At 53.4% G+C, this 14,959-nt stretch carries 13 protein-coding genes and 2 pseudogenes; all 15 read right to left on the minus strand.

Annotated elements, in window-relative coordinates; all coding sequences use genetic code 11:
• Positions 1 to 384: 384 nt before the first annotated feature.
• The gene (locus tag IKE44_RS03465) at positions 385 to 1,308 is read right to left on the minus strand and encodes a dipeptidase (protein ID WP_033017458.1); all 924 of its coding nucleotides are present in this window, start codon (positions 1,306 to 1,308) and stop codon (positions 385 to 387) included.
• A gap of 93 nt (positions 1,309 to 1,401) precedes the next feature.
• Complete coding sequence (gene spoVS / locus IKE44_RS03470; RefSeq protein ID WP_003251598.1) at positions 1,402 to 1,662, minus strand: stage V sporulation protein SpoVS; 261 nt, start codon at positions 1,660 to 1,662, stop codon at positions 1,402 to 1,404.
• Positions 1,663 to 1,782: 120 nt separating this feature from the next.
• Positions 1,783 to 2,577, minus strand: coding sequence for a TIGR00282 family metallophosphoesterase (locus tag IKE44_RS03475; RefSeq protein WP_287465014.1), 795 nt, complete (start codon positions 2,575 to 2,577; stop codon positions 1,783 to 1,785).
• Positions 2,578 to 2,765: 188 nt separating this feature from the next.
• Positions 2,766 to 4,322, minus strand: a complete 1,557-nt coding sequence (rny, locus tag IKE44_RS03480) for a ribonuclease Y (RefSeq protein ID WP_033012175.1) — start codon at positions 4,320 to 4,322, stop codon at positions 2,766 to 2,768.
• A gap of 432 nt (positions 4,323 to 4,754) precedes the next feature.
• Positions 4,755 to 5,429 (minus strand): annotated as a pseudogene (gene recA, locus IKE44_RS03485) (recombinase RecA); the annotation flags it as partial.
• Positions 5,430 to 5,615: 186 nt separating this feature from the next.
• The gene (locus tag IKE44_RS03490; protein ID WP_033012180.1) at positions 5,616 to 5,993 is read right to left on the minus strand and encodes an HNH endonuclease; all 378 of its coding nucleotides are present in this window, start codon (positions 5,991 to 5,993) and stop codon (positions 5,616 to 5,618) included.
• A gap of 713 nt (positions 5,994 to 6,706) precedes the next feature.
• Positions 6,707 to 7,075: pseudogene (locus IKE44_RS03495) on the minus strand (ATPase domain-containing protein); the annotation flags it as partial.
• Between the two features lie 177 nt (positions 7,076 to 7,252).
• Positions 7,253 to 8,497, minus strand: a complete 1,245-nt coding sequence (locus tag IKE44_RS03500; protein WP_049626371.1) for a competence/damage-inducible protein A — start codon at positions 8,495 to 8,497, stop codon at positions 7,253 to 7,255.
• 27 nt (positions 8,498 to 8,524) lie between these two features.
• Positions 8,525 to 9,103 carry a CDP-diacylglycerol--glycerol-3-phosphate 3-phosphatidyltransferase gene (gene pgsA, locus IKE44_RS03505; protein ID WP_033016861.1) on the minus strand — a complete coding sequence of 193 codons (579 nt, stop codon included), beginning with the start codon at positions 9,101 to 9,103 and terminating at the stop codon, positions 8,525 to 8,527.
• 80 nt (positions 9,104 to 9,183) lie between these two features.
• Entirely contained in the window at positions 9,184 to 10,077 is an 894-nt protein-coding gene (locus IKE44_RS03510; protein ID WP_287465015.1) for a helix-turn-helix domain-containing protein, read from the minus strand.
• Positions 10,078 to 10,103: 26 nt separating this feature from the next.
• The gene (locus tag IKE44_RS03515; protein WP_049624706.1) at positions 10,104 to 10,895 is read right to left on the minus strand and encodes a DUF3388 domain-containing protein; all 792 of its coding nucleotides are present in this window, start codon (positions 10,893 to 10,895) and stop codon (positions 10,104 to 10,106) included.
• A 128-nt stretch (positions 10,896 to 11,023) separates the two neighbouring features.
• Positions 11,024 to 11,272: a DUF3243 domain-containing protein gene (locus tag IKE44_RS03520; RefSeq protein ID WP_033016862.1), complete on the minus strand. Its 249-nt coding sequence runs from the start codon at positions 11,270 to 11,272 to the stop codon at positions 11,024 to 11,026.
• Between the two features lie 67 nt (positions 11,273 to 11,339).
• Positions 11,340 to 12,056 (minus strand): elongation factor P 5-aminopentanone reductase, encoded by a 717-nt coding sequence (gene ymfI, locus IKE44_RS03525; RefSeq protein WP_033012192.1) that lies wholly within the window; start codon positions 12,054 to 12,056, stop codon positions 11,340 to 11,342.
• 191 nt (positions 12,057 to 12,247) lie between these two features.
• Entirely contained in the window at positions 12,248 to 13,537 is a 1,290-nt protein-coding gene (gene yfmH / locus IKE44_RS03530) for an EF-P 5-aminopentanol modification-associated protein YfmH (RefSeq protein ID WP_049624705.1), read from the minus strand.
• Complete coding sequence (yfmF, locus tag IKE44_RS03535) at positions 13,518 to 14,813, minus strand: EF-P 5-aminopentanol modification-associated protein YfmF (protein ID WP_049624704.1); 1,296 nt, start codon at positions 14,811 to 14,813, stop codon at positions 13,518 to 13,520. Before yfmF ends, yfmH begins: the two co-directional genes overlap by 20 nt.
• Positions 14,814 to 14,959 lie beyond the last annotated feature (146 nt).

The raw sequence follows: 14,959 nt of genomic DNA on the forward strand, positions 1-14,959 counted from the left end.
AAAAGTCCGATATATAGACGGACCCCAGTAGTCTGGTGCACTACGGAATGTCGCTCCTTTGGAATCAAATTCCGAAGGCTAGGTGGGTTCCGTTTTTTTATCTTAAATGGTGTTTTCAGGATAGATGCAACGAAGAAGTTTAACATATCCTTGACAGAAAAGCGGTTTGTCCATTTTCGACTGTCGAAGGCAAGCCACAGACTTCTCCGTCACGCCAAGGCGTGACGGAAGACCGAACAACCACCTGCTTCACAGACCCATATATGGGTCTGTAAAGCGGCGTTGTTCGGTCGCCTGACAGTCGATAAAAGCTGCAAATGGTAAATCTTCAAATTGCATCTATAATATTTTAGGATACGCAGATCCGATACTCCGTGATATTCGTCACTCCGGTAAATGGGCGTAGAAGTTGCCGAATAAAAAGCGGGATGCTTGTTCGGCGGAGTAATGCTTGTACAACTCATTGACGAGCTGGTCGTATTGCTTCACCGTTTCAAGACCGGAAACCGTTTCCGTAATGCCGTCAAAGTCGGAGCCGAACCCGACGTTGTTTTCCCCTCCGAGCGCACATACATGGTCAAGATGGCGAAGCACATCGGCGATCGTTGCTCTCCGTTTGTCCTTCGTTAAAAAGTACGGGACAAAATTGATGCCAATCATCCCGTCTTTTTCAATCAGCGCTTTCAGCTGCTCGTCCGTCAGATTGCGCGGATGCGGGCAGAGGCGATGGGCGTTCGAATGAGAAGCGATCGGAAAACAGGCTGTTTCGATCACATCCCAAAACGCTCTTTCCGACAAATGGGACACATCGACCCACCGCTTTGTTTCATTGAGCAGCTCGACGACTTGCCGGCCAAACGCGGTCAAGCCGGCGCCGCGCTTCTCCCACGCCCCGTCGGCGACGGCGTTTGGAAAGTTCCACGTCAGGCCGACAGAAGCGACGCCGAGGCGAAGAAGCGTCTTTAACTTGACAAGGTTGGCACCGATGGCGTCGCATCCTTCGAGCGTCAACATCGCGCCAATTTCCCCTTCTTTCAGTGCGGCGATATCCTGCTTCGTCCGCACAAACTTGACGGACGGGAACGCCTCGACGATGCGGGCAAAGAAAATGTCCACCATCTCCAATGCCGCTGTGAACCGGGCTTCTTCCGGCACGGTTTCCGGCACGTAAATGGCAAAACATTGCACTTTTATTCCCGCTTCCGCCATGCCAGAAAAGGTGACATGAAGCGGTGCCCCATCGTGAAACGACAACGACCGGTCTTGCCATAGCTTCATGAGCGCATCACAGTGGACATCGAAAATCATTCGTTTTCCCCCTTAAAAAAGCAAAAATAACCTGCCTGCCTTCTACAGCGAAGGCGCCAACAGGTTATATTTTACCATTGACTCATCATCGAGTTAACGAGGTTCGACGATTAATTTAATGGCGGTCCGCTCTTCTCCGTCAATAATAATATCGGTAAACGCCGGAATGCAAATCAAGTCCATGCCGCTTGGTGCCACAAACCCTCGTGCGATCGCTACTGCCTTAACGGCTTGGTTCAATGCACCTGCACCGATCGCCTGAATTTCCGCCGCGCCGCGCTCGCGCAGCACCCCGGCAAGTGCACCGGCTACAGAGTTCGGATTCGACTTTGCTGAAACTTTTAATATTTCCATTTCTAGCTCCTCCCTCGTTCCCTTGAAAAATAGATTACGGTAAAATGTCTTCACTGTAACTATATTCACTGTTTCGACAACTATTCCTGCTGAGGAGAAGCTTGTTTTTAAAAAAAACGATTATTCAAAATATGGGTGGTCGTCATTAATGATCAACCGTTCAATGCCAAGCGCACGCCCGCTTTTTCCATCAACATCGACAAGCACCGCGTTCAGCTGGCTTCGTCCTTCCTTGACGCCGAACCGGACCGGCAGTCTGGTTAAAAATTTGCGCAGCACCGCGTCGCGGTCAACCCCTAAAATGCCGTCATACGGGCCGGTCATGCCGACATCGGTAATGTACGCCGTACCCTTCGGCAAAATGCGATTGTCCGCCGTCTGAACGTGCGTATGCGTGCCGATGACGGCCGACACGCGCCCATCCAAGTGCCAGCCCATCGCCTGTTTTTCGCTTGTCGCCTCAGCGTGAAAATCAACAATGATGACCGACGTGCGCGTCGAGGCAGCGGCAATCAATTCATCCGCTTTTTGAAACGGACAGTCAATCGCCGGCAAAAACGTCCGCCCTTGCAAGTTGATGACCGCCGCCTCCCCTTGCTCGGTCGGCACGTAGACGATGCCTTTTCCCGGTGTGCCGGGCGGATAGTTCGCCGGGCGGATGAGCGCCTTCGCCTGATCGATGAATTCAAAAATATCACGCTTGTCCCACGCATGGTTGCCTAATGTCACAACATGGGCTCCTTGGGCCAAAAACGCCCGGTAAATCGGCTCGGTGATCCCTTTCCCGCCGGCGGCGTTTTCACCGTTGATGATGACGATATCGGGACGGTGTTTTTCTTTTAATTTCGGCAAATAATGCTCGACCATTTTTTGCCCCGGCGAACCGACGACATCGCCGATAAATAAGATTCTCATGATCGATCCCTTTCTAATCAAAAAAATATGGCGCTTCGCTTCAAAGGTGGCGCGGATCCATTGTACTTTCTCATTTTACGCACAAAAAACATCCATGAGTAAGCTTTTACTCGCCACCCAAGCATGAAAATAACCGCTCATGGATTCATTATTTTCAAAGAAAAATAAAGTGGCAATAGGATGCCACTTTATTTCGCATATTCGACCGCGCGCGTTTCACGGATGACGGTCACTTTAATATGGCCCGGGTAGTCGAGCTCTTCTTCAATCCGTTTGCGGATGTCACGCGCCAACCGGTGCGCTTCCAAATCGTCGATCATATCCGGCTTGACCATGATGCGCACTTCGCGACCGGCCTGGATGGCGTACGATTTTTCCACGCCTTCGTACGATTCCGCAATTTCCTCCAGTTTCTCTAAGCGGCGAATATAGTTTTCCAGCGTCTCGCTACGCGCTCCCGGCCGCGCTGCGGAGAGCGCATCCGCCGCCGCCACAAGCACCGCGATGACCGATGTCGGCTCGGTGTCGCCATGGTGGGAGGCGATGCTGTTGATGACGACGGGATGTTCTTTGTACTTCGTCGCCAGCTCGACGCCGATCTCCACGTGGCTGCCTTCAACCTCATGGTCGATCGCCTTGCCGATATCATGAAGCAAGCCGGCCCGGCGCGCCAACATTTCGTCTTCTCCAAGTTCGGCCGCCATCAGTCCGGCTAAAAACGCGACTTCCACCGAATGTTTCAAGACGTTTTGTCCGTAGCTCGTCCGGAACTTCAGCCGCCCTAAAATTTTGATCAAATCCGGATGCAAGCCATGGACGCCGACTTCAAACGTCGTCTGCTCACCGACTTCGCGAATGTGCTCATCGACTTCGCGGCGCGCCTTTTCCACCATTTCTTCAATGCGCGCCGGGTGGATGCGTCCGTCTTGCACAAGCTTGTCTAACGCGATGCGCGCCGTTTCGCGGCGAATCGGATCAAATCCGGACAAAATCACCGCTTCCGGCGTATCATCGATAATTAAATCGATGCCAGTCAGCGTCTCAAGCGTGCGAATGTTCCGCCCTTCGCGCCCGATGATCCGCCCTTTCATTTCATCGTTTGGCAAGTTGACGACGGACACCGTCGTTTCGGCGACATGGTCGGCGGCACAGCGCTGGATGGCCAGCGACAAAATCGCTTTCGCCCGCTTGTCCGCTTCCTCTTTCGCCCGCGTTTCCGCCTCTTTGATCATCATGGCAATCTCATGGGACAGTTCTTTTTCAACGCGTTCCAAAATGAGCTGGCGCGCATCGTCGCGCGTCAGGCCGGAAATGCGTTCGAGTTCGGTTTGTTGCTGCTTCACGAGCGCTTCCACTTTGCTTTCCATTTGTTCAATATGCTGTTGTCTTTCGTTTAACGCTTCTTCCTTCGCTTCAAGCAGCGCCTCGCGTTTGTTGAGCGCTTCATCTTTGCGATCGAGGTTTTCCTCCTTTTGCATCAAGCGGTTTTCTTGTTTTTGGAGCTCGCTTCTCCGGTCGCGGATGTCGCGCTCCGCTTCCGTCCGCAATTTATGAATCTCGTCTTTCGCTTCGAGAAGCGCCTCTTTTTTCAAGGCGTCCGCCTCGCGTCTCGCCTCTTCAATCAGCTGCTCGGCAGCTGCTTTCGCGCCGCCGATTTTCGCTTCGGCAATCGATTTGCGAACAAAAAAGCCAACAACGGCACCAATGACTAAGGCAAGCAAAGCGGAGATGATGATCGAACCCATCGTTTCACCTCCTCTTGCTGTTTCGTTTTCCCTTGCGCCTTCTTCGCGCCATCGTCCGACGCAGATGGACATTCCCGTTTTCAACCCATTGGCTTGGTCGTTTGCCTGGCCATTTCCACGCGCCCCCGCATCCAAGCAGTACGCCGCTGCGGGCGGTCACGCGACCCTGCCGTGTACATGGATAAATATACATGTTCATTGTAAAGGCGGCGGTAGGAATTGTCAAGATATTACACAGGAGCCCTTCTTAAGCCGCGGCACACAGAGCGTTCTGCTCTTCCTCTTCTTTTTGGCAAAATGCGAAAAGAAACGGAACCGCCTGCAAGTTAGTCGGGCGTCCTCCGGCATATCCTGCAAAGGGACGTGAATGGCCGTTCCGTTTCGGCAGCTAGGAAAAAGGCGCCCCAGTCATGCCAGGACGCCTTCCGTCTGTTATTCCTCAAGCAGCCCAAATTCGTCTTGCATCGGTTCGCCGCCTGCTTCGCCATCATCGATGCCGTAATGTTTGCGGATGGCGCGGGCGATTTCTTCGGCGATATGCGGGTTTTCTTTCAAAAATTGTTTTGCATTCTCCCGCCCTTGGCCGAGCCGTTCGTCTTTGTACGAATACCATGAGCCGCTTTTTTGCACAATGTCAAGTTCAGACGCCATATCGATGATTTCCCCTTCGCGGGAAATGCCCTCGCCGTACATAATGTCGACGTCAGCCGTTTTAAACGGCGGCGCGACTTTGTTTTTGACGACTTTGATTTTCGTCTTGTTGCCGACCATATCATTGCCTTGCTTGATCTGCTCGGCGCGACGAACCTCTAGGCGGACGGAAGCGTAAAACTTGAGCGCCCGCCCGCCCGGCGTTGTCTCGGGATTGCCAAACATGACGCCGACTTTTTCGCGAATTTGGTTGATGAAGATGGCGATCGTTTTTGACTTGTTAATGGCGCCGGACAGCTTGCGAAGCGCCTGGGACATCAGCCGCGCTTGCAGGCCGACGTGAGCGTCCCCCATCTCCCCTTCAATTTCCGCTTTCGGCACGAGCGCCGCCACCGAGTCGATGACGATAATGTCGACCGCGCCGCTTCGCACGAGCGCTTCCGCGATTTCGAGCGATAGTGATAGGTAAGCCTTTGATGCAATCTCCGGCTTTTCCCCCACCCCACACCGTGCGTGCGAGTTTCCCCGCACACGGCGTTCCACCGGGACAGCTTCGATAGCCCCGTTTGGGCTATCTCTCCACCATATCACCTCGCGATGACATGGCAACAGCACCTACAATTTTTCCAGCGAACAGAACTTTTATATTTTCAGCTTGTTCCTATACTCCGTTAGTTTGTCAATCATTTTTCGTTCTGTAAACGGCGGTTCTTGGTTGCTATGGACAAGCCTATGGCATTGGTTGCATAAGCTAACTAGATTAACGGTCTTATTGATCTCACTTAAAGGTTTACTCGGGTCAATATGATGGCAGTGGAAGTTACCGGGACTTAAGTATACAGCACATATTTTGCATTTTCCTTTATCTCTGTGGCGAATAGCTTCTAAAATGACAACATCATTTTGAAGCAACTCAAGCATCCCGTAAAAATGTTTTCCCTTTTTAGCTTCTTGATAAAGAAGATCCAAGCAGTTTCTCAAGTCCTGTTCGCTTTTTACGACAAGTTTGTTTACCTTCATGCTCCTTTCTCCCTTTTTATAATACTGGGTGGAAGTGCCATGAATTAGCCTGCTTGCCGTAACATGTAGATACTTTGCCGCCCCGGCTGGTTCCCTTCACTCCAGAGCGTTTTTTCCTCCCCCATCGTTGCCTTTGGGGTTCAAACGGCGCTCCTTCATCATTACTATGGAACCGCTGACTCCCCCTAAGATATCATCGACCAGCCCTGTCTCCTCCTTAGGGGGCCTCTCACGTTCCCTACAGCCTATCCCTTCTTTTGAACGCCCTTAGGTGCCTACTCTACTCGGCAGGACCTCTGATTGGAACGTCCGCTACCCATCAGAGCAGTAACCGAACTAAGCCAGCCGGTTAAAGGAAACACCGCAAACAAGACACGGTGGTTCGTCCTGTATGGTCCCTTTTCAGGGAGCACCGGTAACCGAGCTTCACGCATAGGTTCCTTTCGTCACCATAGGCGTCTTTTAAGGAGCCCCGCACCACTTTCGCCATAGCCACATTTTGCGGCCTTAGGCTACTTGGGTTACGACTTCACCTGGCTTCATACATCCCGGTGAGGGTGCACCGGAATGCATGCAGGAGTCTCAGGCTCGTGGATATAGGACTATCACCACGGGAAGGAATTTCACCTTCCAACTCGGCTGTAGAGTTGTCCCGATGTTCCCATCGGACTCCGCTTTCGTGCCTACGCACTTATACGGAAACGTGACGCACCTTGCTCGCCCGTGTCAGGCTGGGAAAGCAGCAATTCATCGATATTGACCCCTAATTTTTGTGCATAGATGGGGTCGAGCGCGTGCTCTGCGTCGATGAAAGCTGCTTGCCCGCCCCGCTTTTGCACTTCAGCGATCGCGTGAAGGGCAACGGTCGTTTTCCCGGACGATTCCGGGCCGTAAATTTCCACAATCCGCCCGCGCGGATAGCCGCCGACGCCTAACGCGATGTCGAGCGCTAGCGAACCGCTCGGCACGACCGACACTTTGCGGTCGACTTGCTCGCCGAGCTTCATGATGGCCCCCTTGCCAAACTGTCGTTCAATTTGTTTTAATGCCTGCTCCAATGCAGCTTGACGATCTTGGTTCACTAACCTACTCCTCCTTATTCTAGGACTACTTATACTATACCGCGTTTTGCGGCCATTGCCAAGCAAAAAACGAACGTCCATTCGTTTTTTCGGTGGAGAAACTAGCAACAATCGCCATACTCATGCGGTGGAAAAAACGATGTGCGGTGGAGAATGGAGAAGGAAGGGGGAGGCCGATCAGCAGTCGGCCGCGAGCATCTCAAGCAGAAAAAAACAGCCGTATTTGGCGGTGCGGATGCGAATGGCATCACGCGTGCCGGATAAGGTGAGGCGGTGGACGACGGTGTCGCGCCCGCGCATGGCGATGCCGACATACACGGTGCCCGGCGGATGGCCCTCAAGCGGATCGGGGCCGGCGACGCCGGTGAAGCTGATGCCGATATCCGCATCGCACATCGTGCGCACGTTCTCAGCGAGCAGGCGTGCGCACGGTTCGCTTACCGCTCCGTCCGTCTCCAGCAGCGGCCGCGGCACGCCAAGGATGTGTTCTTTTACGCCGTTTGTGTAACAGACAACGCCGCCGCGCACAGCAGCCGACGCCCCCGGCACAGCTGTCAGCTCTTCAAGGAACATGCCTCCAGTCAAGCTTTCCGCTGCAGCGATTGTCCATCCTCTTTCTTTTAACCGTGCCAATGTCTTTGTAAACAGCGTTTCATCATTATACCCGTAACAATAACGGCCGACGCGCGTCAAAATGGCGGCTTCCGCCTCGTCGAGCAGCCGCTTGGCTTTCGCCTGATCCCGATGTTTCGCCGTCAGACGGAGCGTTACCTCACCGTCGTTTGCAAGCGGGGCGATCGTCGGGTTCGACTGGGCGTCGATCAAGTCGGCGATCGCCGTCTCGAGCGCCGACTCGCCGATGCCGAAAAAGCGGAGGACGCGCGACTCGATGCGCTCGGAAAGCGAAAACGTACGGCGCAAAAAGGCGTTTCCGTATTTTTTGAACATCGGCCGCATTTCTTTCGGCGGCCCGGGCAGCAGCATGTACGTAATGCCGTCTGCCACAAGCGCCATCCCTGGCGCCATGCCGTGCTCGTTTTTCAGCACCGTCGATCCTTCCAAGACGAGCGCCTGCTTTTTATTGTTTTCTGTCATCGGCCGGTTTGTGCGGGCAAAATACACCTCAATCGCTCGGAGCGCTTCCTCGTCGATCACGAGCCGGCGGCCGAGCAGGCGGGCGATCGTCTCCTTCGTCAAATCGTCTTTCGTCGGGCCGAGGCCGCCGGTGAAAATGATGAGGTTCGCTCTCGTTTGCGCCGTTTTCACCGCCTGCTCAAGGCGGCCGGCGTTGTCGCCGACGACGGTATGGAAATAGACGTTAATGCCAAACATCGCCAGCTGCTGCGACAAAAACTGGGCGTTCGTATTGGCGATTTGCCCAAGCAACAGCTCAGAGCCAACGGCAATGATCTCCGCGTTCAACAGACTTTTCTCCCCCTTTGTGGCCGGCTATTTCGAATGGGAAAACGCATGTCTGTTTTTCGCAAAATAATCCCAGCCAGACCAAATCGTAAAAATGACCGCCACCCACAGCGCCAATTCAGCGAACGGAAACGAAATGAGCGAGAATGGGAAGTTATGTAACAATAAAGCGGAAATGGCGACAATTTGCGTCCATGTCTTGATTTTGCCAAGCATGTTGGCAGCGACGACTTCCCCTTCCCCGGCGAGCACGAGCCGCAGGCCGGTAACAGCAAATTCGCGGCTGATGATGACGATCACCATCCAAGCCGGAGCGGCGCCGAGTTCAACGAGCACGATGAGCGCTGCTGACACAAGCAGTTTATCGGCAAGCGGATCTAAAAATTTTCCTAAATTCGTCACCAACCCGTATTTGCGGGCATAGTAGCCATCGATCCAGTCCGTGGCTGAGGCGATGATGAAAATGAGCGCGCCGGCAAGATGGGCAACCGGAAGCTCTGTCCCGCCGATTTGGATGCTTCCCCACCCGAACGGAACGAGCATCACGATCAAGAAAAACGGGATGAGCATAATGCGCGCTACCGTAATTTTATTCGGCAAGTTCACCACAAATACCTCCGCTCATTCAACATAGTTCAGTCCGTGCGAAAAGCAGGCGCCTTCCTGCGGAAAAGCGCCCTGTTCCATCATTTCTTCAACACGAAATGCAGCTTTTGGTATACTTCCTCTTTCGGGGCAAACGGGTAGGCAAACGGTTGGCCGTTCACCTTCATCTCAACATCGAGCGTGCGCCCGATTTTCACCCATACTTCGCTTTCGGCCGACAGATCGAACGTTTTCGTCTGCCCGCTTGTCAAGTTGCCGCGGTAAAACGTATGGCCTTTCGTATTGTATACTTCGACCCATGACGTTCCTTTGGATGAAAGCTCGATGGAAAACGCGCCAGAGCTGGCGACTTCAATCGTCGCCGTGTTGCCGCGCTTTTCCGTCACATTCATCGCCGCAGCCGGCTGTTCTTCTTCGCCAGTCGGCGCTGGCTGTTCATTTTGCTGTCCGTTTTCATTCGTTTCCTTCTCGTCCGTTTCCTTCGCCGACTGCTTTTGTTTCGCCTGTTCAAGCGGCGACTGTTTCGGCTTTTCCACTTCCACCGTCTCCGGGCTCGTTTTCGCCGGGGGCTCGTTTGCCGTGCCGCGCTGGAGCAGCACCCAAACAAGAACGGCCGCCCCGACGACGACCGCCGCGATCAAGGCTTTCGGCAGCCAGTCGAGCCATTTCGTCCCTTCGGCGGAAAGCTGTTGGCGCGTTTTCACGCGCGACAGCGGCTGCGGAAGATCATCTTGGTACGATTGCGGAATGTCCTGCTTATATTGTTCAAACAGCTCATCCGGATCGAGGCCGACCGCCTCGGCGTATTGTCTAATGAAGGCGCGCACATAAAAATTGCCCGGCATAATGGCGTAATTCCCTTCTTCAATGCCGATCAAATACCGCTTCTGAATCTTCGTCATCTCTTGCAGCTCGTCCAAGCTGATGTTTTTTTCCTCCCGCGCTTCCCGCAAACGTTTTCCCAGTTCCGTCAACAGCCAACACCTTCCACTTGTTAAAATTAAAATCCAAATTCGGAAAATCCGTCTCCGCCCAGCAAGGACGGGCGTTCAATCGCATCGTAGGAAATGTCTTCATCCGGTTCATGGCGCAGCTCAATAATATAGTCAAAATCATCAAGCGTATATTCCGTATGGCGGATAAACATGTCCGGATGTTCCACGACCTTCGTCGCCTCGAGGCGCATCAGCTCACGGATGAGCTGCCAGTGCTGCTCATTGCCGCGGCGCGTCGAAACGATGCCGTCGACAATGAAAATGTTGTCCTCGCTATATTCGTCTTCCATCAGCTGCGTGCGGACGGTCTGCTTGATCAGCGTCGATGATACAAACAGCCACCGCTTATTGGCGCATACGCTCGCAGCAACGATCGACTCCGTCTTGCCGACGCGCGGCATCCCGCGAATGCCGATGAGCTTATGCCCTTTTTCTTTAAAAATTTCTGCCATAAAATCGACCAACAGCCCAAGCTCGTCGCGAACGAAGCGAAACGTCTTTTTGTCGTCGGCATCGCGCTGAATGTAGCGGCCATGGCGGACGGCCAAACGATCAAGCAGCTTCGGCTGGCGGAGTTTCGTCACCGTAATGTTGTCCATCGTCCGCAAAATTGTCGCCAGCCGCTCGATTTGTTCGCTGCTGTCGCAAAGAAGCAACATGCCGCGGCGCGAATCCCGGACGCCATTGATCGTCACGATGTTGATCGACAACATGCCGAGCAACGAGGCGACATCGCCGAGCAACCCTGGACGGTTGACATGAATCTCATACTCCAAATACCACTCCTGCTTGCCCATCCCGTCTCCTCCCTTGCCGCTGTCCGCACGAACGCCTTATGCTAAGTTCATACTACTATAACCGCGAACGGAAAAGCAACCGAAAAGAGGAAAGAAAAAAGAGAGGGAGCCCCTCTCTTTACCGGGTGTTATTTTTGTTGGACAAGTTTCACCATCATGTTGGCAAGGGCATGCTGTTCTTTTTCATCCGCAACGCTCCAAAGGTCGGCGAGCACCCGTTCTTCCGGGTTTCTCGGGTCGACGTGTTTCGCCAAATAGTCCCCGATTTGATAGGCGACATCCGAGATCACTTGCTGGGTCAAACCTTGTTGCTGCGCTTGCTGCAGACGTTCCGATAAAAAGTCTTTCCATTGTTCAAAGTTATCCAGTACCGACATGTTCATTCCCTCCCTCCTTGATGAACGTTTCAAGGGTAGTTTGCCTGCGGGCGAAAAAAATATACGCTCAACAATACCAGCCGCCGTTGACAGAGATGATTTGGCCGGTGATGTAAGAAGCGGCGTCCGACAACAAAAACGCCACTGTTTTCGCCACTTCCTCAGGGGTCCCGAGCCGGCCGGCCGGAATTTCATCGGCGAGCGCCGCCAATTCTTCTTCGCTGAACGGCCGGAGCATATCTGTGGCGATCGCTCCCGGCGCGACGGCGTTGACGCGGATGCCGCTCGGGGCGAGCTCTTTCGCCAGCGCCTTGGCGAACGCGTTTTGCCCGCCCTTGGTCATCGAATACACCGCTTCGCATGAGGCGCCGCACAACCCCCAAATCGAAGAAATGAACACAATTTGGCCGCGCTTTTTCGAAATCATCGGCGGCAGCAGTTTTTTCACAAGCTGCGCCGGGCTTGTCACATGGAGGCGCACCATCCGTTCGATCAGCTCGTCATTCATGTCGGTAAGCAACCCGTAATACGTGGCCCCGCTGTTATAAATGATGGCATCGATCGGGCGGTCGAGGCGGGAAAGCAGTTGGTCGACCCCGCCCGGCATCGACAAATCCGCTTCCACCGGCACGGTGTGCACGCCGGTTAGTTCGGCTTGCAGCGCCTCAATGGGCGCGCGGCGCCGGTAGTAATGAAGAAAAAGTCCATAGCCGCCTTGCGCGAGCTCGCGGGCGATGCTTTGCCCGATCGCGCTTGACGCTCCGGTAATTAACGCATAGCGCATCGAACGTTCTCCTCCTTCTGTTGGACGCAAAAAAGGGGCTGACGCAAAAGCCCCTTTTTGATGACATGAAACTGAAAAACATGGGAAAGAGACCACCTCTGAAATCGTTGGTTTTACCAGGGGTTTCAGGGTGGTCTAGTTTTCCATGCTGCCCCAGATAGGGGCATTACCGCTCTTTCGGTCAGCCCCTGTCATTGCCCTTTTGGCACAACCTCGCAAACGGCGATTTGCGAATCGCGGAAACACACATCGGCAATGGCTGCAACGTCGTCAAGCGTCAACGATGACAACGCCGGCAAAATGTCAAACAAGCTCGCGCCGTAAAACGCGTAGCGCGTAAACTGGTTGGCGATATACTCCGGCGAGTTGAGCGCGCGCAAAAAAGCGCCGATTTTTTTCTTTTTCACCCGCTCAAATTCTTCCTTTTTTATAGTCTCCGCGGCAAACGACAGCAGCACCGTTTGAATTTCCGAAGCGAGCCGTTCAGCGTCCCTTGTATCGCCGCCGATCAACGCGAAGCCGAACCCGCGCTCTTCTGTATAATCGTACATAAATGTATCATCGATCAATCCTTCGCGGTACAGCCGTTCATAATGCGGCGAGCTTTTTCCAAACAAATAGTCTAATGCGACGTGGAAGGCAAGCTCATGCCGAAGTTTTTGTTCGCCGGCTTCAGGAACGGACGGCGCTTTGATGCCGACAAAGCACTTGTTCGTCTGCACATGCATCGGAATCACTTTTTTCTTTTCCGCTACTGCGCTCGGTTCTTCATACGCAAACCGCTTCACTTCCGGGGCTTGCGGGAACGACTTTTTCGCCTGGTTGTCGCGGATTTGCTGCATGATTTTTTGTTCATCGACCGGGCCGACGACAAACAAAAGCATGTTGCTCGGGTGGTAAAACGTTTCGTAGCACTCATACAGCAACTCTTTCGTAATTTGGGCGATCGATTCAACTGTGCCGGCGATGTCGATTTTGACCGGATGGTTGTGATACATGCTTTCGATGGCGCCGAAATAGACGCGCCAGTCTGGGTTGTCGTCGTACATCCGGATTTCCTGGCCGATGATCCCTTTTTCTTTTTCCACTGTCTTGTCGGAAAAGTACGGGCTTTGCACAAAATCGATCAACGTTTCCAAGTTTTTCTCGACATTGTCGGTGCTTGAGAACAAATAGGCGGTGCGGGTGAACGTCGTAAAGGCGTTCGCCGAGGCGCCTTGTTTGCTGAATTGCTGAAACACGTCGCCGTCTTCTTTTTCAAACAGCTTATGCTCCAAAAAATGGGCGATGCCGTCCGGAACGCGCTTCATCTCCGTTTTACCGAGCGGGACAAACTGGTTGTCCACCGAACCGTAATTCGTCGTAAACACGGCGTACGTTTTGTTGAATCCCTTTTTCGGCAAAATGTACACGTCAAGACCGTTGTCCATTTTTTCATAAAACAGCTCTTCGCGCAGCGTCTCATACACCCGTTTTTCCATCTTCCGTCGCCTCCATTCCGGTCAAAAAGTACACCGTATCCAACTCCACCTTGTCAGCGACGCGCACCACATCCTCGCGTGTCACTTGATCGGTGCCGGCCATCCATTCATCGATCGGGCGCTTTCGCGTTGAGACGACGTTATGGTACAACACCTCGACAAGCCCGCGCGGCGTATCGAGCGTCTCAAGCAGCTGGTTGCGGATGACCGCTTTCGTCTGCGCCATTTCTTCATCTGTGAAATCGCCGTTTTTCATCGCCTGCATTTGCTCATCGATGATGCGGCGCGCCTTCTCATAGTTGGCCGGTTCAATGCCGGACATGACCATCAAAAGCCCTTTATGGCTCTCAAGCCTTGAGGCGGCATAATAGGCAAGGCTTGCCTTCTCGCGGACGTTGATGAACAGCTTCGAATGGGAAAAACCGCCAAAAATGCCGTTAAACATTTGCAAGGCGTAGTAATCGTCATCCTCGTATGTGACATTCGTTCGGTAGCCGATGTTCAATTTTCCTTGCTTGACGTCTTGCCGTTCAATCACTTCCTTCACTTCCCCACGCGCTTTTGCCTGAGCTTGGGGCGTACGCGCCGGCTCTGCGCGGTCGGGCAGCAAAAAGCGCTGACGGACGGTGTTGAGCACCTCTTCTTCGTCGATATCGCCGATGACATACAGGTCAAGCTCATCTTCAGCCAACGCCCGCTCATAATAGCGGTGCAGTCTTTCCGCTGTAATGGCGTCGACATCCTCGAGCTCGCCATTAGGCGAGAGCGCGTACGGTTCGCCTTTGCACATTTCTTCTACAAGGCGCATGTTCGCATAGCGCATTTTGTCATCATACACCGCCTGAATGCGTTGACGGAGTGCCCGCTTTTCCTGCTCGACAATGTCGGTGACAAACCGCCCGCCATCAAGAGCCGGGCGGAACAGAAGATCGGCCAAGAGCTGAAGCGCTTTCGAAAGCAACGGTGTTTGCTCCGGCAAAAATCGTTCATTGGCGACATCGATACGAATCGTCATGATATGATGTTCGCCTTTTTTCGTTAAATCGACGTTCAGCGTCGCCCCGTACAGTTCATCCAAATAGGTGCGCAGCGCCTTAACGCTCGGATAGTCGGCCGTGCCGCTTTGCAAGACGTATGGCAAAAGCGCGCGCAGCGTGACCGTTTCTTTAGCAAGAGGGGCCTTCATTTTCCAAACGATCGTGTTCGTTTTGTACTTATCGGTCGAAATCGTATGGACGCGAACCGGTCCGACCGCTGTGACTTTTTCGTCGACCAATCCAACTCCTCCCTCTAGAAATGTTGATGTATCAAGGCTTTTCGGCCCCTCAGGGGTGTCCAAAAAATATTTTTCGACAAAATCCCTTACATCCTTTTTCAGTTTTGTGGATATCTTACAGACCTAGGGTGCGCTTCGCGGCCACG

The sequence above is a fragment of the Geobacillus sp. genome (assembly GCF_017515625.1).
Taxonomy (GTDB): domain Bacteria; phylum Bacillota; class Bacilli; order Bacillales; family Anoxybacillaceae; genus Geobacillus; species Geobacillus stearothermophilus.